Raw genomic sequence first — 18418 nt, 5'->3', positions numbered from 1 at the left:
GAAGGCCGACAGAACGCACGAACCCCGTCTGCACACCGTGCCGGCGGGGTTCGTCGTCAGGGCGGTGGGTCAGCGGCGGACCGCGAGGAGCAGACCGTCGCCCGACGGGATCATCGCGGGCAGGACGCGCGGGTCCTCGCGGAGCGAGCGCCCGATCTCGCGGACCATCGTCGTCGCCTCGTCGCGCCGCGCCGGGTCCGCGACGCGGCCTCGCCAGAGCGCCTCGTCGAGGACGAGCACGCCACCAGGACGCAGGAGCCGCAGCGCCTGCTCGACGTGGTCGGCGGCCGAGGGCGAATCCGAGCCGACGAGGACAAGGTCGTACGCGGCGTCGGCGAGCCGCGGCAGGACGTCGCGCGGGCGACCGTTGATCGTGCGCGCACGCTCGGGACGGATGCCGTCCTCGGCGAACGCGGCCTTGGCAGCCCGCTGGTTCTCGGCCTCGGGGTCGATCGTCGTGAGGACACCGTCCGCGTCCATGCCACGCAGGAGCCACAGCGACGCGACCCCCGTCCCCGTGCCGACCTCGACGGCCGTGCGGGCGCGCAGCGTCGCCGCGAGCAGCCGCAGGACTGCTCCCGCCCCGGGCGCGATCGCGTGGCAGCCGTACTGGGCTGCGCGCTCACGCGCGCGCAGGAGGACGTCGTCCTCGACGACGTAGTCCTCGCAGTAGTCCCAGGCCAGGGTCTTGTCGCTGGAGATGATGTCCTCCTCGTGGACGATCGGGGCCGCCGCGACGCGCGACCGGCCCTCGGGCCGATCCTACCGCCGTGCTCGCGCCCGGCACGGGAGCAGGCGCTGGGCGCTGCGAGCGCCAGGCGTACGACGACGCGTGTTCGCCCGTGGCGCACCCGGTTCACGCGGTCGCGGTCGACCTGAGAGACTGGCTCGGTGAGCGACGTCGAGACCACCGTGCCGACCTGGGAGCAGATCGTCCAGGACCACTCAGCGCGCGTCTTCCGTCTCGCGTACCGGCTCACGGGCAACCGTCACGACGCGGAGGACCTCACGCAGGACGTCTTCGTCCGCGTGCTGCGGTCGCTCGACCGGTACGAGCCGGGCAACTTCGACGGCTGGTTGCACCGGATCACGACGAACCTCTTCCTCGACGGCGCCCGCCGCCGTCAGCGGATCCGCATGGACGCGATGGGTGACGACGCGTCGCGGGTGCCGGGGTCCGCCGAGATCGAGCCCGAGCGCGGCTTCGAGCACGGCAACCTCGACCTCGACATCCAGCAGGCGCTCGACGCTCTCGCGCCCGAGTACCGGGCGGCCGTCGTCCTGTGCGACATCGAAGGACTCTCGTACGAGGAGATCGCGGTGACGCTTGGCATCAAGCTCGGCACGGTGCGTTCCCGCATCCACCGGGCACGCGTACAGCTGAGGACCCAGCTTGCCCACCGGCGCTCCCACGAGGGGGCCGCGTCGCACGAGGCTCACCCGTGACGAGCCACTTCGGCGCATGGATCAGCGCCTACGTCGACGGGCAGCTGCCGCCTGCCAAGGCTGAGCGGCTCGAGTCCCACCTCGTCGTGTGCGCAGACTGCGCCCGTGATCTCAGCGACGAGCGTCGCGCGCGCTCGATGCTCCTCGCGGCCCGCGACGTCGCGCCGGGACCGGACCTCGCGGCACGCATCCTCGCGGGCGCGAGCCCTGCGCCTCCCACGCAGCCCGCGCCGCGCCGCGAGTGCCACCCCGACCTGCGCCCCGACACCGACGGGCGGGCGTTCCCCGCGCTCACGGGCGACCTTCGCCGCAGCGGCCGGGCGTGGCGGTGGGCCGCGGCGTCCGTCGCCGTCGTCGGCCTCGGCGTCGTCGGGCTCTCCGAGCTCGGCAGGCCCCCGCTCGTCAACCCTGACCCGGAGCGTGTCTCGGCGCTCGGCACGCTCGGTCTCGCTCCCGTCCCCGGGGTCGTCGGCATCTCGGCGACGACGGGCTCGGCCACGGTTCTCGCCGACCTCGCACGAGGCGGCTGGGTCGTGCCAGCGCGGCTGCCCGACGGCGTGAGCCTCGCGAGCCACCGGAGCGAGCGTGACGTCCTCGAGCTCGACCTCGACACGCCGGCCGGGCCGGTCATCGTCGTCGAACGCCGCGGGACGCTCGCGGCGGAGCTCGCGCAGCACACGGCTGTGAGCGTCGCGGGCCGCACCGTCTACGTGCTGACTTCGGAGCCGTGGCACGTCGCGACCCAGGTCGGCGACGTCGTCGTCGAGATCTACGCGCCGGACGACGACGGCCCTGCGCTCGACGTGCTCGCGTCCCTCGAGGACGACGAACGCAGCCCTCTCGTCGCACGTGTCGCCCGCGGCTGGTCCGTGCTCACCCAGGAGATCTCCCGATGATCGAACCGATGTCGCAGCCCGGACACACGCCCGCGGGTCGGTCCGCGGTGCCTCCGGGGCCGGTGCCGCCACCGCCCGCGTCACCGTACGCGCCGCCCGCTGCTGCCGGAGCCGCGCCCTCGTCGCCGTCGGTCCCGTACGGTCAGCGCCCCGCAGCGCCTGCCGCAGCGTTCGCGTCTCCCGACCGGTCGTACGGCGCTCCGTACGGCGCACCTACGTCACCGTACGGCGCTCCCGCGTCGCCGTACGGCGCACCGTCGGGCGGCTCGCGCCAGGAACAGGCAGCCCACCCAGGCCTTCCGCAGCCCTATGGCACCCCCGGCAGCTGGGGCTCCGCTCCCCGGGTCGTGCCCGGCGGCCGTCCCCGGCCGCCGCGGCGCGGGCTCGGCGCGGGCAGCATCGTCGGCGTGCTCGTCCTCGGCCTGCTCGGAGGCGCCGTCGGCGCGGTCGGTATGGAGGTATTCCTCGATGCGCGTGCGGACGGCGGCTCGGGCCGCGCGGAGGTCGTCGAAGTGCCCGGAACACCGTCAGGCGGCACGACCGACCGCGCCCCGGGATCGGTCGCGGGCGTGGCGGCCGCCGTCCTGCCCTCGGTCGTCTCGCTCGAGGTCCGGGGCCAGCAGGGCGTCGCGACCGGCTCAGGCTTCGTGTACTCGGCCGACGGCTTCGTCATCACGAACAACCACGTCGTCGCCGGTGCTGCCGGTACCTCTCCGATCACCGTGACCTTCTCGGACGGGACGGAGTCCGAGGGCACCGTCGTCGGGCGCACCGAGGGCTACGATCTCGCAGTCGTCAAGGTCGACCGCACCGGTCTCGTGCCGCTCACGCTCGGCGACTCCGAGGTCGTCGTCGTCGGTGATCCCGTCATCGCGATCGGCGCACCGCTCGGCCTCGAGGGCACCGTGACGACAGGCATCGTCAGCGCCCTCAACCGCCCCGTCACGGCCGGCGACCAGGGCGCGACATCGTGGATCAACGCGCTGCAGACCGACGCCGCGATCAACCCGGGCAACTCCGGGGGGCCGCTCGTCAACCTCGCAGGTGAGGTCGTCGGCGTGAACTCAGCGATCGCGCAGGCACCCGGCTCCGGCCAGACCGCCGCCGGATCGATCGGCCTCGGCTTCGCGATCCCCGCGAACCAGGTGCGGCGCACCGCGCAGCAGCTCATCGAGACGGGCCGCGCGACGCGTCCGATCATCGGTGCGCTCATCGACAACCGTTACGAGGGCGAGGGCGTGCGCGTCGTGCGGTCCGAGGACGTCGCCGCGGGCGAGCACCCGGTGTCGCCCGGCGGTCCCGCCGACAAGGCAGGCATCAAGCCCGGCGACATCATCGTCGCGATCAACGGGCGTCCCGTGACGCAGGAGGACGAGCTGCTCGTCGCGATCCGCGCGCTCGCGCCGGGCGACGAGATCGTGCTGACGATCCGCGAGGACGGCGCGGACCGTGACGTCTCGGTCGTGCTCGACGAGGCGGCCGCGGACTGATGGGCAGCGGCCTCTTCAACGTCAACGGCGCCGAGCTCGTCGTCATCCTCCTCGTCGTCGCGCTCGTCGTCGGCCCGGACCGGCTGCCCGAGTATGCGCGACAGCTCGCGCAGTTCGTGCGCGCCGCTCGCGACCAGGTGACGAAGGTGCGCGAGCGCGTCGACGAGGAGGTCCAGGCGGAACTCGGCGACGTCGACTGGAAGGCCCTCGACCCCCGGCAGTACGACCCGCGGCGCATCGTGCGCGAGGCGCTCCTCGACGAGCCCGGCACGTCGCGGAACGCCGCCGCAGGCGCTTCCGTGAGCGCGGCAGGCGCCTCCCTCGGGCGTGCCACGGTGCCCGCGCAGCCGGCGCTTCCGGCGGGAGAGCCCGCGCCCTTCGACGACGAGGCGACCTGACGACGACCGCCCGGGCGAGGTTGCCCGACCCTCGGGTGGGGGCTGTCCACAGCGGCGCCGCGGATTACGTGGAGACCGTTCTCACCTGTCATGATGGGCAGATGCCCGCAACGACGCCGACGACCCCGCGCATCCTCTCGGGGATGCAGCCGACGCAGGACTCGCTCCACCTCGGGAACTACATCGGGGCGCTGTCCCAATGGGTCGCGCTCCAAGAGTCCTACGACGCGTTCTACTGCGTCGTCGACCTTCACGCGCTCACGGTGAACCCGGACCCGGCAGCGCTGCGCCACCGCACGCGCGCGACCGCCGCGCAGTACCTCGCGGGCGGTGTCGACCCCGAGCGCGCCGCGCTCTTCGTCCAGTCGCACGTTCCCGAGCACGCCGAGCTCGCGTGGGTCCTCTCGTGCCAGACGGGCTTCGGCGAGGCCGCCCGGATGACCCAGTTCAAGGACAAGTCTGCGAAGAACGGCAACGACGGCACGACCGTCGGGCTCTTCACGTACCCCGTCCTCATGGCCGCGGACATCCTTCTCTACGACACGGCACTCGTGCCCGTCGGGGAGGACCAGCGCCAGCACCTCGAGCTCACGCGCGACCTCGCGATGCGGCTCAACACCCGCTTCGGCGACGGCACGGTCGTCGTGCCGGAGGCCCACATCCTCAAGGCCGGCGCGAAGATCCAGGATCTCCAGAACCCGCTGCGCAAGATGAGCAAGTCCGAGTCCGGCAAGGGGTCGATCGAGCTGCTCGGTGACATCGCCCAGGCGCGGAAGAACATCCGCTCGGCCGTCACCGACGACGGCAGCGAGATCCGCTTCGACCCCGTCACCAAGCCGGGGATCTCCAATCTCCTCACCATCTACTCGGTGCTCACGGGCCGCTCGATCGACGAGATCGTCGCCGAGTACGAGGGCAAGATGTACGGCCACCTCAAGGTCGACCTCGCCGAGATCGTCGTCGAGTTCCTCACGCCGCTCCAGGCGACGGCGCGGGGCTACCTCGACGACCCGGCCGAGCTCGACGCGATCCTCGCCCGTGGAGCGCAGCGCGCCCGTGACGTGGCGTCCGCGACGCTCGAGCGGGTCTACGACCGCTTCGGTCTTGTCCGTCCGGCATCGGCGGCGCGATGAGGATCCCCGAGCGTGGTGCGGGGCAGGCACGGATCGGTGTCTCGCTCACCGTGCCCGAGCCCTTCGGCTCGCAGCTCGCCGACGCCCGGCGCGCGACGGGGGACGCCTATGCGGACCTCATTCCGCCGCACGTCACGCTTCTCGGGCCGACCGTCGTCGACGTCGAGGACCTGCCCGCGGTCGAGGAGCACCTCGCACGTATCGCGCAGGATGCGGAGCGGTTCACGCTCCACCTGCGGGGCGCCGCGACCTTCCGGCCCGTCTCACCGGTCGTGTTCGTCCAGGTGGTCCAGGGCATCGCCGAGTGCGAGCAACTCGAGGGTCGCGTCCGCAGCGGTCTGCTCGCGCAGGAGCTCCGCTTCCACTACCACCCGCACGTCACCGTCGCGCACGAGGTGCCGGACGAGGCGCTCGACGCCGCGTTCGTGAGCATGGCCGACTACGACGCGGTCTTTGAGGTCACCGAGATCGACCTCTACGAGCACGGCGACGACGGCGTCTGGCGCACGCGCCGCGCGTTCCCGCTGGGCTGACCCGCCCCATCCCTCTCCGACTCGTAGGCCCTCAGCACCATTGAATGGTGCTGAGGGCCTACGAGTCGGTGGTGTGGGGTGACTTGTAGGTCGTGAGCACTATCGAATGGTGCTGAGGGCCTACGAGTCGGTGCTGTGGGGTGACTTGTAGGTTGTGAGCACTATCGAATGGTGCTGAGGGCCTACGAGTCGCGGGGGAGGGAACCGGGACCACAACGCGTCGGGCCCCGCTCACCCTCAGGGTGAGCGGGGCCCGACGCACGGAACCGCGTGGATCAGAACGCGCGCGTGATCATCGCGCGCTTGACCTCAGCGATCGCCTTGGTGATCTCGATGCCGCGCGGGCACGCCTCGGTGCAGTTGAAGGTCGTGCGGCAGCGCCACACACCCTCCTTGTCGTTGAGGATCTCGAGGCGCTGGGTCGCGGCCTCGTCGCGCGAGTCAAAGATGAAGCGGTGCGCGTTGACGATCGCGGCCGGGCCAAAGTACTGCCCGTCGGTCCAGAACACGGGGCACGACGACGTGCACGCGGCGCAGAGGATGCACTTCGTCGTGTCGTCGTAGACGGCCCGCTGCTCGGGCGACTGGACGCGCTCGGCCGACGGCTGGTTCCCGCTCGTCACGAGGAACGGCATGATCTCGCGGTAGGACGCGAAGAACGGCTCCATGTCGACGACGAGGTCCTTGATGACGGGCAGGCCCTTGATGGGCTCGACCGTGATCGGTTTGCGGATGTCGAGGTCCTTGAGGAGTGTCTTGCACGCGAGGCGGTTGCGGCCGTTGATGCGCATGGCGTCAGAACCGCAGATGCCGTGTGCGCACGAGCGCCGGAACGTCAGCGAGCCGTCCTGCTCCCACTTGATCTTGTGGAGCGCGTCGAGAACGCGGTCGGTGCCGTGCATCGTGAGGACGTGGTCGTCCCAGTACGACTCGTCGCCGCGGGGACCCTCGGGGAGGAAGCGGCGGACGCGGAGCGTCACCTGGAAGGTCGGGACCTCACCCACCGACGTCGCGGGGCCGGTCTGCTCGATCGTGGCAGTCATCAGTACTTACGCTCCATCGGCTGGTAGCGGGTCACGACGACCGGCTTCGGCTCGAGCCGGATCTCGTGCGGGGGGATACCGGCGGCGTCGGCGGCCTCGGCGTCACCACGGCGGTAGGCCATGGTGTGGACCATGAAGTTCGCGTCGTCACGGTCGGGGTAGTCCTCGCGGAAGTGGCCGCCGCGCGACTCCTTGCGCTCGAGCGCGCCGACGACGACGACCTCGGCGAGGTCGAGGAGGAACCCGAGCTCGACGGCCTCGAGGAGGTCCGTGTTGAAGAGGCGGCCCTTGTCCTGGACGGACACGTTGCCGTAGCGACGCTGCAGATCCTTGACGACCGCGAGGGTCTCGGTGAGCGACGCCTCGGTGCGGAACACCTGGGCACCGCGGTCCATGGACTCCTGGAGCTCGCGGCGCAGGTCGGCGACGCGCTCGCCGTCGGGTCGCGAGCGCATGGCCTCGAGCTCGGCGACCGTCGCGGCTGCGGCGTCCTCGGGCATGTCGACGAACGACGCGCTCGCCGCGTACTCGGCGGCCGCGACGCCCGCGCGCTTGCCGAAGACGTTGATGTCGAGGAGCGAGTTCGTGCCGAGCCGGTTGGATCCGTGCACGGACACGCACGCGACCTCGCCGGCCGCGTAGAGACCACGGACGACGTCGGTGTTGTTGCGCAGGACCTCGGTCGTGATGTTCGTCGGGACGCCGCCCATCGCGTAGTGCGCGGTCGGGTAGACGGGCACGGGCTCGGTGTAGGGCTCGATGCCGAGGTAGGTGCGGGCGAACTCGGTGATGTCGGGGAGCTTGGCGTCGATGTGCGCGGGCTCGAGGTGCGTGAGGTCGAGAAGGACGTAGTCCTTGTTCGGCCCAGCGCCTCGGCCCTCCCGGACCTCGTTGGCCATCGAGCGCGCGACGATGTCACGCGGCGCGAGGTCCTTGATGGTCGGCGCGTAGCGCTCCATGAAGCGCTCACCGTCGCCGTTGCGCAGGATGCCGCCCTCGCCGCGAGCCGCCTCCGACAGGAGGATGCCGAGGCCTGCGAGGCCGGTCGGGTGGAACTGGAAGAACTCCATGTCCTCGAGCGGCAGGCCGCGGCGCAGCGCGAGCGCCATGCCGTCGCCCGTGAGGGTGTGGGCGTTCGAGGTCGTCTTGAAGATCTTGCCCGCGCCACCCGTCGCAAGGATGACGGACTTCGCGCGGAAGATGTGGATCTCGCCCGTCGCGAGGTCGTAGGCGACGACGCCTGCGACCGAGACGGGCTCTCCCTCGGCGACGTCCTCGTGCGCGAGCTCCTTGTCGAGGATGATGTCGAGGACGTAGAACTCGTTGAAGAACTCGACGTCGTTCTTCACGCAGTTCTGGTAGAGCGTCTGCAGGATCATGTGGCCCGTGCGGTCCGCGGCGTAGCACGAGCGGCGCACGGCGGCCTCGCCGTGGTTGCGCGTGTGCCCGCCGAAGCGACGCTGGTCGATCTTGCCCTCGGGGGTGCGGTTGAACGGCAGACCCATGCGCTCGAGGTCGAGCACCGCGTCGATGGCCTCTTTGGCCATGACCTCGGCAGCGTCCTGGTCGACGAGGTAGTCGCCGCCCTTGACGGTGTCGAAGGTGTGCCACTCCCAGTTGTCCTCCTCGACGTTGGCGAGGGCGGCGCACATGCCACCCTGCGCCGCGCCGGTGTGGGAGCGGGTGGGGTAGAGCTTGGAGATGACGGCGGTGCGGGCGCGGGTCGAGGACTCCAGGGCCGCGCGCATGCCGGCGCCGCCTGCGCCGACGATGACGACGTCGTACTGGTGGGTCTGCATCGCTTCTGATGCCTCCTGGGACGTGACGGGTGGGGCTGGCCGTGGGCCGGGATCAGAGCTGCGTGCAGAAGTCCGCGAGCAGTGCGGGGTCAGCGCCCGCAGGGCACGGCTCAAACGTGAAGATCACGAGGGTGCCGGTGACGACGACGATGACGAACGCCGAGTAGAGGAGGACCTTGAGGATGCCGCGCGTGCGGTCCTTCTCGGCGTAGTCGTTGATGATCGTCCGCACGCCGTTGGTCCCGTGCATCATCGCGAGCCACAGCATGATGAGGTCGACAATCCGCCAGGGGAGGCTTGCCCACTTGCCGGCGACGAACGCGAAGTCGATCGCGTTGATGCCCTCGCCCGCGAGGAGGTTGACGAACAGGTGCGTGAAGATGAGGGCGACGAGGACGACGCCCGAGATCCGCATGAAGACCCAGCCGTAGAGCTCGAAGTTGCCCCGGGTGGTCTTGCGGCGCGCGTACGGGGAGCGCGGCGAGGCGATGGTGGGGGTGCTCATGGTCAGCCTCCGAAGACGTGCATGAGGTGACGCGGCAGGAAGCCCGCCATGGTCACGACGAACAGGCCCATCGCGATCCAGAACAGGGTGCGGTGGTGCTTGGCGCCCTTGCTCCAGTAGTCGACGAGGATGATCCGCAGGCCGTTGAACGCGTGGAACACGATCGCGGCGACGAGGCCTGCCTCCCCAAGACCCATGATCGGGTTCTTGTACGTGCCGATGACCGCGTTGTACGCCTCGGGGGAGACCCGGACGAGCGCGGTGTCGAGCACGTGCACAAGAAGGAAGAAGAAGATGAGCACTCCGGTCACGCGGTGCGCGACCCACGACCACATGCCTTCACGGCCGCGGTACAAGGTGCCTGGTGCCTTGGGCACGGTGGGCCTCCCGGGGGCGAGTTCCGGACGGCGACGTCGGCGTCGTCGTTCCTGACATGGGACTAGGACCGAAGTCCTGCCACATGGAGCCACTCTAGTGTTCTCCGGCGGGACTCGTGCGCCGCGCGTGACGGAACGGTGCGGGGCGGTCCGAGAAATGTGACGCACTCCACAGGGCGTGGGTGGGCTTCGTGACCCGAGCGCCTAGGATCGTCGCCATGACGAGCCTTCCCGCGACCCCAGCCCTCCCCGCCGGCGTCGACGCCACCGACCTGCCGTTCCACGCGGTCATCCCCGCCGGCGGCGCGGGCACCCGCCTGTGGCCGCTCTCGCGTGCCGGCGCACCGAAGTTCCTCCACGACCTCACGGGGACCGGGCGCAGCCTCCTCCAGGCGACGGTCGACCGGCTCGCCGGGCTCGGTGATGCCGGCGTGACGATCGTCACCGGCGTCCGCCACGTCGACGCCGTTCGCGGCCAGTTGCCGGCGCTCGGCGCCGACGACGTGCTCGCGGAGCCGAGCCCGCGCGATTCGATGGCGGCCATCGGGCTCGCTGCCGCCGTCCTCGAGGAGCGCCACGGCCCCGTGGTCCTCGGCTCGTTCGCCGCGGACCAGGTCATCACGAGCACTCCCACGTTCGTCGCGGCCGTGCGCGAGGGCATCGAGGCCGCACGCGCGGGCTACGTCACGACGATCGGCATCGCTGCGACGCGACCGTCCGTCGCGTTCGGCTACGTCCACGGCGGAGAGCCGCTCGGCCTCGCCGGAGCGCCCAGCGTCCGGCGCGTCCGCGGCTTCACCGAGAAGCCCGACGCGGCGACGGCCCGCGGCTACCTCGCGTCGGGCGAGTACCGGTGGAACGCCGGGATGTTCCTCACCCGCTCGGACGTGCTCCTCGCCCACCTCGCGCGCGAGCGCCCCGAGCTTCACGACGGCCTGCGCGAGGTCGCCCGTGCCTGGGACACGCCCGCGCGTGCCGAGGTCCTCGGCCGGGTGTGGCCGACGCTCGAGAAGATCGCGATCGACCACGCGATCGCCGAGCCCGTCGCCGCCGCGGGCGGCGTCGCGATGGTGCCGGGCGACTTCGGCTGGGACGACGTCGGTGACTTTAACTCCCTCGCCGCGCTCCTGCCCGCGGTCGACGGCAGCGGCTCGAAGGTCCTCGGCGACGTCGACCAGGTCCTGCGCATCGAGAGCGCAGGGTCAGTCGTCGTCCCCGCTGCGGGCCGGCAGATCGTCGTCCTCGGTCTCGACGACGTCGTCGTCGTCGACACGGACGACGTCGTGCTCGTGACGACGCGTGCGCGCGCGCAGCAGGTCAAGGCCGCGGTCGACGCGGTCCGCGACCGCGGCCGCGACGACCTGCTCTGACTCGGTCGGCGCCGTTGGCCGGCGCGGACGCTCCGGGCCTGCGCCGGCCAGCGGCGATAGCCTCGGAGGATGAGCACCGCACCGGTCCGACGTCTCGGCGAGCTCGTCGACGAACTCGCCGACGAGCTCGTCGCGTTCCGGCGCGACGTCCACGCCCACCCAGAGCTCGCGCGCGCCGAGGTGCGCACGACCACGCTCGTCGCCGACCGGCTCCGCGCCGAGGGTCTTGTCCCGCGCATGCTCACGGGGACGGGCCTCACGTGCGACGTCGGCACGACGGGGGAAGGTGACACACGGCCGCGCGTCGGACTGCGTGCCGACCTCGACGCGCTGCCCGTGCCTGAGTCGACGGGCCTGCCGTTCGCGTCGACCGTCCCGGGCGTCTCGCACGCGTGCGGGCACGACGTCCACACGGTGGCCGTCCTCGGTGCGGGGATCGCGCTCGCCCGGCTCCACCGCGAGGCGCCGCTCCCGCACCCGGTGCGGCTCGTGTTCCAGCCGGCCGAGGAGGTGCAGCCCGGGGGAGCGCTCGATCTTCTCCAGCAGGGCGTCACGGAGCGGCTCGCGCGGATCTTCACGGTGCACTGTGAGCCCAAGCTCGACGTCGCGCTCGTGGGCACGCGCATCGGCCCCATCACCTCGGCGTCCGACTCCGTGACGATCCGTATCGCGGGCGCGGGTGGCCACACGTCGCGCCCGCACCTCACGGGTGACGTCGTCGCGGCGCTCGCACAGCTCGCGACGCAGCTGCCCGTCATCCTCGGGCGCAGGCTCGACCCTCGCTCGGGCATCAACCTCACGTGGGGCACGATCCGGGCGGGGGAGGCTCACAACGCGATCCCCACGCGGGGGCTGCTCAAGGGCACGCTGCGCAGCCTCGACGCGCGGGCGGCCGAGCTTGCGGGTCCCGTGCTCGCCGACGCGGTTGAGCATGTCGTCTCACCGTTCGGGGTGACTGCCGAGCTCACGCATGTGCGTGGCGTGCCGCCCGTCGTCAACGACGAGGAGTGCACGCGCGCGCTCGACCGCGCGGTCCGCGAGACGTGCGGGCAGCGCGCGGCCGTCCTCACGGAGCAGTCGCTCGGCGGCGAGGACTTCGCGTGGTACCTCACGAAGGTGCCGGGAGCGCTCGCGCGGCTCGGCACCCGCACGCCGGGATCGCGTCCCGGGGACCTCCATCAGGCGGACTTCGTCGCCGACGAGCGGGCGATCGTGCTCGGTGCCCGACTTCTGGGGACGGTCGCGCTCGACGCGACGTGAGGCGCGGCTTCTTGCGGGTGACGTCGATCACGGCTGGCGGTCGCTCAGAGCCAGCGACGGTCGCGTTTCCCGGAGCGTGAGACGCCCCGTCCCGCCCTCGAGACCGTCCGTACCGACTGCGTAACGGATCGCCCTCCGGTGACCTTGGGGTGCCGACGTTGTGGTGACCACTGGTTAGAGTCGTGTCACCACGCTCCCCGGTGAGAAGTGGCGCGACGGCCGACGATGTCCGTCGGCAACGCCGCGCCTGCACCGTCGAGCGACGTCCGAGAGATCTGCTGAGGAGATCCGCGTGAACAAGACCATCAAGCTCACGGCCGTCGCGGCCGTGGCCGCGCTTGCGCTCGCCGCGTGCGCCGAGGCCCCCGGCGACGGCGGCACGGCCAGCGCCACGACGCCCGTCCAGACGATCAAGCCCGTCGACGGCTTCAAGCCCTGCATCGTCTCCGACGCCGGCGGCTTCGACGACAAGTCGTTCAACCAGCTCTCCTTCGAGGGCCTCCAGAAGGCGGCCGCCGAGTTTGGCGTCAAGGCCGGCGAGGTGCAGTCGAAGTCGGACGCCGACTTCAAGCCGAACCTCGAGTCGCTCCTCACCGCGAACTGCTCGCTCATCACGTCGGTCGGCTTCGCGCTGTCCGCTGCGACGGTTGAGGCCGCGAAGGCCAACCCCGACATCCAGTACGTCCTTGTCGACGACGCCGCCGACAACGACTTCGACGGCAAGGTCGACGCGGAGAACATCAAGCCGCTCGTCTACGACACGGCGCAGGCCGCGTTCCTCGCGGGCTACCTCGCCGCGGGCTACTCCAAGGCCGGGAAGGTCGGCACGTACGGCGGCATGCCGTTCCCGACCGTGACGATCTTCATGGACGGCTTCAAGCAGGGCGTCGAGCACTACAACAAGGTGAAGTCCGCCAACGTCCAGGTCATCGGCTTCGAGGGCGGCGACAAGGGCTCGTTCACGGGCGGCTTCGAGAACAACCAGAAGGCCCGCGAGGCGGCCGACGGCATCATCAACCAGGGTGTCGACGTCATCCTCCCCGTCGGTGGCCCGATCTACCAGGCCGCGCTCGACTCGATCGACGACTCCGGCCGTGAGATCGCGCTCATCGGTGTCGACGCCGACGTCTTCGTCACCGACCCCAAGACGGAGAAGTACATCCTCACCTCGATCGAGAAGAAGATGGACCAGTCGGTCTACGACGCGGTGACGACGGCGGGCAAGGGCGAGTTCTCCTTCGACCCGTACATCGGCACCCTCGCCAACGGTGGCGTCGGTATCGCGCCGCTCCACAACTTCGAGGGCAAGGTCGACACAGCTCTCGTCGCCGAGGTCGACGCCCTCAAGGCGCAGATCATCGACGGCGAGGTCAAGGTCACGTCCTACCTCGCGAAGTGACCCCACGCGTGCTCCCCGGGGCGGCCCGGCCGCCCCGGGGCGCACGCGTGCCCAGCACAACCCTCTGCGAAGGAACCGACCGATGAAGCTCGAGCTGCGCGGCATCACCAAGCGCTTCGGCGCACTCGTCGCCAACGACCACATCGACCTCACGGTCGAGCCAGGCGAGATCCACTGCCTCCTCGGTGAGAATGGCGCCGGCAAGTCCACGCTCATGAACGTCCTCTACGGCCTCTACACGGCCGACGAGGGCGACGTCCTCCTCGACGGCGAGGAGGTCGCGTTCGCCGGCCCCGGCGACGCCATGGCCGCAGGCATCGGCATGGTGCACCAGCACTTCATGCTCGTCCCCGTCTTCACCGTCGCCGAGAACGTCATGCTCGGCCACGAGCAGACGAAGGCGGGCGGGCGTCTCGACCTCGAAGCCGCGCGCGCGAAGGTCAGGGAGATCGCCGACCGCTTCGGCTTCCAGGTCGACCCCGACGCGATCGTCGAGGACCTGCCCGTCGGCGTCCAGCAGCGCGTCGAGATCATCAAGGCGCTCTCGCGCGACGCGAAGGTCCTCGTCTTCGACGAGCCGACCGCGGTGCTCACGCCGCAGGAGACCGACGAGCTCATGGCGATCATGCGCCAGCTCAAGGACGAGGGCACGGCCATCGTCTTCATCACGCATAAGCTCCGCGAGGTCCGCGAGGTCGCCGACCGCATCACCGTGATGCGCCGCGGTGCGATCGTCGGGCATGCCGAGCCCGGCTCGAGCGACGCCGACCTCGCCTCCCTCATGGTTGGCCGCGCGGTCGAGCTCACCGTCCACAAGGACGCGCCGCAGTACTCCGACTCGCTCCTCGAGGTCGAGAACCTCGAGATCCGCGACGACCAGGGGCTCGTCCTCGTCGACGACCTCTCCTTCACCGTGCGCGGCGGCGAGATCCTCGTCGTCGCCGGTGTCCAGGGCAACGGCCAGACGGAGCTCGCCGACGCGCTTCTCGGCCTCGTCACCCCTACCGACGGCGAGATCCGCCTCGACGGGACGAACCTCGTCGGACGCAACGTCCGGCAGTTCCTCGACGCCGGCATCGGCTTCGTCCCCGAGGACCGCGGCCACGACGGCCTCGTCGGCACGTTCACCGTCGCCGAGAACCTCATCCTCGACCGCACCGACGGTCCGCCCTTCGTTAAGGCAGGCTCGCTCCAGCTCGCCGAGCGCGACCGGTTCGCCGAGGAGAAGGTCGCCGAATTCGACATCCGCACGCAGGGCATCACGACGCACGCCGGCCGCCTCTCGGGAGGCAACCAGCAGAAGGTCGTCCTCGCCCGTGAGCTGTCCCGCGACCTACGGCTCCTCGTCGCCTCGCAGCCGACGCGCGGCGTCGACGTCGGATCGATCGAGTTCATCCACAAGCGCATCGTCGAGACACGTGACGCGGGCATCCCCGTCATCGTCGTCGCGACCGAACTCGACGAGGCCGTCGCGCTCGCGGACCGCATCCTCGTGATGTACCGCGGCCGCGTCGTTGGCATCGTCCCCGCGGACACCCCGCGTGACGTCCTCGGCCTCATGATGGCCGGCATCCCGGCAGAAGGGTACGAAGCCGCATGAGCACCACCGAGAGCCCGCGGCCCGGCGGCGAGGACCACAGCCTCGCCACGACGCCCGGAACCTCCGCGGCACCTGCGCCGACCGCCCCTGTGGGCGAGCCCGAGAACCGCTTCTCTTCCGCATGGCGCGAGATCGTCGGCGGCTCGTGGGGCGTGTCCGTCGGCGCCGTCATCCTTGCGCTCTTCGCGGGCGCCGTGATGATCGCCGGCACCGACGAGACGGTCCGCCAAACCGCGACCTACTTCTTCTCGAAGCCCGGCGACATGCTCGCCGCCGTGTGGGACTCGGTGCGCGACGCGTACGGGGCGCTCCTGCGCGGTGCGATCTGGAACCCGGCCGGCGACACCCTGCTCGAGAACATCCGCCCGCTGGCGACGTCCCTCACGTACGCGACACCCCTCATCGCTGCAGGTCTCGGCCTCGCGATCGGCTTCCGGGCTGGCCTGTTCAACATCGGTGGCCAGGGTCAGATGATCCTCGCCGCGATCGGCGCCGGGTGGGTCGGCTTCGCGCTCGACCTGCCCGCAGGCCTCCATCTCCTGCTCGCGATCGTCGTCGGCATCGCGGCCGGCGCCCTGTGGGCCGGCATCGCCGGCCTCCTCAAGGCCGCGACGGGAGCGCACGAGGTCATCACGACCATCATGCTCAACCACACGGCGTACTACCTGCTCTTCTTCCTCCTCGCGACACCCGGCCTCCTCCAGGCCCCGGGCTCCGCGAACCCGAAGACGCCGCCGATGAAGAGCACGGCGATCCTGCCCGACATCTTCGGCAGCGGGTTCCCGCTCCACGCGGGCTTCCTCCTCGCGCTCGCCGCCGTCGCCGTGACGTGGTGGCTGCTCGAGCGCTCGGCGCTCGGCTTCTCGTTCCGCGCTGTGGGGGAGAACCCCAAGGCCGCACGCGTCGCCGGAATCGACGTCAAGCGCACGACCGTCTACTCGATGCTCGTCTCCGGTGCGATGCTCGGCATCGCTGGCGCCACGCAGGTCCTCGGCACGTCGACGACAGGCTTCTCGACCGACGTCGACGCCGGCATGGGCTTCGACGCCATCACCGTCGCGCTCCTCGGCCGCTCGACGCCGCTCGGGACTCTCGGCGCAGGCATCCTCTTCGGCGCCTTCAAGTCCGGCGGCGCCACCATGCAGGCCGCCGAGACCATCCCCATCGAGATCGTCACGGTCATCCAGTCCCTCATCGTCCTCTTCATCGCGGCCCCGCCGCTCGTCCGGGCGATCTTCCGGCTCCCGGCCCCCGGTACCGCGAAGGCCGCGCGCCGCGTTCGCAAGGAGGTGGCGGCATGAGCGCCCCCACGACCGTCCCCGACGAGCAGTCCGTCTCCGGACAGCTGCGCCACGTCGAGGTCATCAGCGCGAAGTTCGCGATCGTCCTCACGTCCGCGACCGTCATCCTCCTCGCGATCGTCGGGCTCGTCCCGCGCGAGGGCGAGGCACGCTTCCGCCTCTCCGGCGGCAGCGAGGCCCTGCAGATCCCGAGCATCGCCGTGCCCGCGATGCCGCTCGCGTGGGCGTCCGTCGTCGTCTGCGTCGTGCTCACGGCAGTGAGCTGGGTGCTCTGGCGCTCGGGACGACGCACGCCCTGGTACGTCGGCATCGTCTTCGCCGTCGTGTTCCTCGCGGGATTCCTCGGCTGGGCCGGCGCCGGATCGTCGAACGACGTCCCGATCTCCAACCTCATCGGCTCCTCGATCCTCCTCGCCGTCCCCATCATCTTCGGGGCGCTCGGCGGCACCATCGGTGAGCGCGCGGGTGTCGTCAACATCGCGATCGAGGGGCAGCTCCTCGGCTCCGCGTTCGTCGCGGCCGTCGTCGGCACGATGACACAAAGCCCGTGGGCGGGACTCCTCGCAGGCATGTTCGCGGGTGCGCTCGTCGCCCTCGTCCTCGGCGTCTTCACGATCACCTACCGGGTCGACCAGGTGATCGTCGGTGTCGTGCTCAACGTCCTCGTCCTCGGCCTCACGAGCTTCATCTACTCGCAGGTGCTCGTGCCGCAGGCGGACCTTTACAACAGCACCGTGCGGTTCCCGCGGGTCTCGATCCCGGTGCTCAGCGAGATCCCCATCATCGGATCGGCGCTGTTCCACCAGTCGATCATCGTGTACCTCCTCTACCTCACCGTTCCTGCCGTGTGGTTCGCGATGTTCCGCACCCGTTGGGGCCTGCGCCTGCGCGCTGTCGGCGAGCACCCCCTCGCAGCCGACACGGTCGGCATCAAGGTGAAGAGCGTGCGCTACCGGGCGCTGCTCGTCGCCGGCGCGATCGTCGGCATGGGCGGTGCGTACTACACGCTTGTCTCCGTCTCCGGCTTCGGCAAGAACATGACCGCGGGTGCAGGCTTCATCGCTCTTGCCGCCGTGATCTTCGGCAAGTGGGACCCCCTCAAGGCGACCCTCGCGGGCCTGCTCTTCGGGTTCTCGACAGCTCTCGCGAGCGCCATGACGATCGTCCAGGCACCCGTGCCGAGCCAGTTCATGCTCATGCTCCCGTACGTCGTCACGCTCCTCGCGGTCGCCGGTCTCATCGGCAAGTCGCGGGCCCCGGCCGCGTCCGGGACGGCCTACGTCAAGGAATGACCACCGACACCCCGCGGCCGGCAGGCCGCGGGGTGTCCCCGTCCGGGAGGTAAACCCGTGCCCACGCCCGAGATCGACTGGGAGGCGCTGCGCGCCGCCGCACGCGAGGTCATGACCCGCGCGTACGTCCCCTACTCGAAGTTCCCCGTCGGCGTCGCCGCGCTCGTCGACGACGGCCGCGTCGTCGTCGGCTGCAACGTCGAGAACGCGTCCTACCCCGTCGGCCTGTGCGCCGAGTGCGGGCTCGTCTCGCAGCTCGCCGCAACCGGCGGCGGTCGCCTCGTCGCGTTCGCGTGCGTCGACCGCCACGGCAACAAGCTCATGCCGTGCGGCCGCTGCCGCCAGCTCCTCTGGGAGCACGGCGGCCCCGAGCTCCTCGTCGACTCGGTCTCCGGCATCCGCCCCATGACCGAGGTGCTGCCCGACGCGTTCGGGCCCGACGACTTCGTCACGCGCGCCTGAGGTCGCGCCCGCGCACCTCGCACGTGCAGGACCGCGCCGCAGGCGCGCACGCGCCCGATCGGCGCACGCCACGGCGGCCCCGACCGGGCCGCCACGACCGACCGTAGGAGGACC

18 protein-coding genes are annotated in these 18418 nt (G+C 70.9%); 13 read left to right on the top strand and 5 right to left on the bottom strand.

The genetic code is table 11. The annotated features are described in order from the left end of the window. Positions 1–69 precede the first annotated feature (69 nt). Positions 70–702 carry an O-methyltransferase gene (locus C1729_RS06380; protein ID WP_102509200.1) on the bottom strand — a complete coding sequence of 211 codons (633 nt, stop codon included), beginning with the start codon at positions 700–702 and terminating at the stop codon, positions 70–72. Between the two features lie 189 nt (positions 703–891). Here C1729_RS06380 and sigE point away from each other — a divergent pair, with 189 nt between their 5' ends. The 6 genes from sigE (at position 892) to C1729_RS06350 (ending at position 5896) form a co-directional block, all read left to right on the top strand. Continuing rightward, positions 892–1446: an RNA polymerase sigma factor SigE gene (gene sigE, locus C1729_RS06375; RefSeq protein WP_102509199.1), complete on the top strand. Its 555-nt coding sequence runs from the start codon at positions 892–894 to the stop codon at positions 1444–1446. Continuing rightward, a complete protein-coding gene (locus tag C1729_RS06370) occupies positions 1443–2342 on the top strand; it encodes an anti-sigma factor (RefSeq protein WP_102509198.1) in 900 nt (299 codons plus the stop codon). Before sigE ends, C1729_RS06370 begins: the two co-directional genes overlap by 4 nt. 8 nt (positions 2343–2350) lie before the next feature. Continuing rightward, positions 2351–3832: a S1C family serine protease gene (locus C1729_RS06365; RefSeq protein ID WP_242493740.1), complete on the top strand. Its 1482-nt coding sequence runs from the start codon at positions 2351–2353 to the stop codon at positions 3830–3832. Next, entirely contained in the window at positions 3832–4230 is a 399-nt protein-coding gene (locus C1729_RS06360; RefSeq protein WP_102509196.1) for a twin-arginine translocase TatA/TatE family subunit, read from the top strand. The genes C1729_RS06365 and C1729_RS06360 overlap by 1 nt, the downstream gene beginning before the upstream one ends. Positions 4231–4331: 101 nt before the next feature. After that, positions 4332–5363: a tryptophan--tRNA ligase gene (gene trpS / locus C1729_RS06355; RefSeq protein ID WP_102509195.1), complete on the top strand. Its 1032-nt coding sequence runs from the start codon at positions 4332–4334 to the stop codon at positions 5361–5363. Continuing rightward, positions 5360–5896, top strand: coding sequence for a 2'-5' RNA ligase family protein (locus C1729_RS06350; RefSeq protein WP_102509194.1), 537 nt, complete (start codon positions 5360–5362; stop codon positions 5894–5896). Before trpS ends, C1729_RS06350 begins: the two co-directional genes overlap by 4 nt. A 275-nt stretch (positions 5897–6171) precedes the next feature. Here C1729_RS06350 and C1729_RS06345 read toward each other — a convergent pair whose 3' ends face one another. Genes C1729_RS06345 through sdhC form a run of 4 tightly spaced genes read right to left on the bottom strand, consistent with a single transcriptional unit; the run spans position 6172 to position 9620 of the window. Further along, a complete protein-coding gene (locus C1729_RS06345; protein WP_102509193.1) occupies positions 6172–6939 on the bottom strand; it encodes a succinate dehydrogenase iron-sulfur subunit in 768 nt (255 codons plus the stop codon). Then, positions 6939–8738 carry a succinate dehydrogenase flavoprotein subunit gene (gene sdhA / locus C1729_RS06340; protein ID WP_102509192.1) on the bottom strand — a complete coding sequence of 600 codons (1800 nt, stop codon included), beginning with the start codon at positions 8736–8738 and terminating at the stop codon, positions 6939–6941. The genes C1729_RS06345 and sdhA overlap by 1 nt, the downstream gene beginning before the upstream one ends. A gap of 52 nt (positions 8739–8790) precedes the next feature. Continuing rightward, complete coding sequence (locus C1729_RS06335) at positions 8791–9243, bottom strand: succinate dehydrogenase hydrophobic membrane anchor subunit (protein WP_102509191.1); 453 nt, start codon at positions 9241–9243, stop codon at positions 8791–8793. Positions 9244–9245: 2 nt separating this feature from the next. Continuing rightward, positions 9246–9620 (bottom strand): succinate dehydrogenase, cytochrome b556 subunit, encoded by a 375-nt coding sequence (gene sdhC / locus C1729_RS06330; RefSeq protein ID WP_102509190.1) that lies wholly within the window; start codon positions 9618–9620, stop codon positions 9246–9248. A gap of 218 nt (positions 9621–9838) precedes the next feature. Here sdhC and C1729_RS06325 point away from each other — a divergent pair, with 218 nt between their 5' ends. From C1729_RS06325 to C1729_RS06295, 7 genes are all read left to right on the top strand, one after another. Beyond that, complete coding sequence (locus tag C1729_RS06325; RefSeq protein ID WP_102509189.1) at positions 9839–10990, top strand: mannose-1-phosphate guanylyltransferase; 1152 nt, start codon at positions 9839–9841, stop codon at positions 10988–10990. A gap of 69 nt (positions 10991–11059) precedes the next feature. Then, complete coding sequence (locus C1729_RS06320) at positions 11060–12250, top strand: amidohydrolase (protein ID WP_102509188.1); 1191 nt, start codon at positions 11060–11062, stop codon at positions 12248–12250. 292 nt (positions 12251–12542) lie between these two features. After that, the gene (locus C1729_RS06315; RefSeq protein WP_102509187.1) at positions 12543–13649 is read left to right on the top strand and encodes a BMP family lipoprotein; all 1107 of its coding nucleotides are present in this window, start codon (positions 12543–12545) and stop codon (positions 13647–13649) included. Positions 13650–13731: 82 nt separating this feature from the next. Continuing rightward, positions 13732–15249, top strand: coding sequence for an ABC transporter ATP-binding protein (locus C1729_RS06310; protein WP_102509186.1), 1518 nt, complete (start codon positions 13732–13734; stop codon positions 15247–15249). Next, positions 15246–16550 (top strand): ABC transporter permease, encoded by a 1305-nt coding sequence (locus C1729_RS06305; protein WP_102509185.1) that lies wholly within the window; start codon positions 15246–15248, stop codon positions 16548–16550. The genes C1729_RS06310 and C1729_RS06305 overlap by 4 nt, the downstream gene beginning before the upstream one ends. After that, positions 16547–17842: an ABC transporter permease gene (locus C1729_RS06300; protein ID WP_102509184.1), complete on the top strand. Its 1296-nt coding sequence runs from the start codon at positions 16547–16549 to the stop codon at positions 17840–17842. The genes C1729_RS06305 and C1729_RS06300 overlap by 4 nt, the downstream gene beginning before the upstream one ends. Before the next feature lie 57 nt (positions 17843–17899). Continuing rightward, positions 17900–18304, top strand: coding sequence for a cytidine deaminase (locus tag C1729_RS06295; protein WP_102509183.1), 405 nt, complete (start codon positions 17900–17902; stop codon positions 18302–18304). The last annotated feature ends 114 nt before the right edge of the window (positions 18305–18418 follow it).

Origin of the sequence: Sanguibacter massiliensis (genome assembly GCF_900240335.1) — a bacterium.
Lineage (GTDB): Bacteria > Actinomycetota > Actinomycetes > Actinomycetales > Cellulomonadaceae > Flavimobilis > Flavimobilis massiliensis.
Note: the sequence above shows the minus strand (reverse complement) of the source record. Positions and strands in the feature narration are given on the sequence as shown.

Coding starts and splice junctions, on each gene's coding strand:
- trpS (WP_102509195.1), top strand. CDS start 4,332: ATGCCCGCAACGACGCCGACGACCCCGCGCATCCTCTCGGGGATGCAG.
- C1729_RS06345 (WP_102509193.1), bottom strand. CDS start 6,939: ATGACTGCCACGATCGAGCAGACCGGCCCCGCGACGTCGGTGGGTGAG.
- C1729_RS06305 (WP_102509185.1), top strand. CDS start 15,246: ATGAGCACCACCGAGAGCCCGCGGCCCGGCGGCGAGGACCACAGCCTC.
- C1729_RS06335 (WP_102509191.1), bottom strand. CDS start 9,243: ATGAGCACCCCCACCATCGCCTCGCCGCGCTCCCCGTACGCGCGCCGC.
- C1729_RS06310 (WP_102509186.1), top strand. CDS start 13,732: ATGAAGCTCGAGCTGCGCGGCATCACCAAGCGCTTCGGCGCACTCGTC.
- C1729_RS06360 (WP_102509196.1), top strand. CDS start 3,832: ATGGGCAGCGGCCTCTTCAACGTCAACGGCGCCGAGCTCGTCGTCATC.
- C1729_RS06365 (WP_242493740.1), top strand. CDS start 2,351: ATGTCGCAGCCCGGACACACGCCCGCGGGTCGGTCCGCGGTGCCTCCG.
- C1729_RS06350 (WP_102509194.1), top strand. CDS start 5,360: ATGAGGATCCCCGAGCGTGGTGCGGGGCAGGCACGGATCGGTGTCTCG.
- C1729_RS06300 (WP_102509184.1), top strand. CDS start 16,547: ATGAGCGCCCCCACGACCGTCCCCGACGAGCAGTCCGTCTCCGGACAG.
- sdhA (WP_102509192.1), bottom strand. CDS start 8,738: ATGCAGACCCACCAGTACGACGTCGTCATCGTCGGCGCAGGCGGCGCC.
- C1729_RS06320 (WP_102509188.1), top strand. CDS start 11,060: ATGAGCACCGCACCGGTCCGACGTCTCGGCGAGCTCGTCGACGAACTC.
- C1729_RS06325 (WP_102509189.1), top strand. CDS start 9,839: ATGACGAGCCTTCCCGCGACCCCAGCCCTCCCCGCCGGCGTCGACGCC.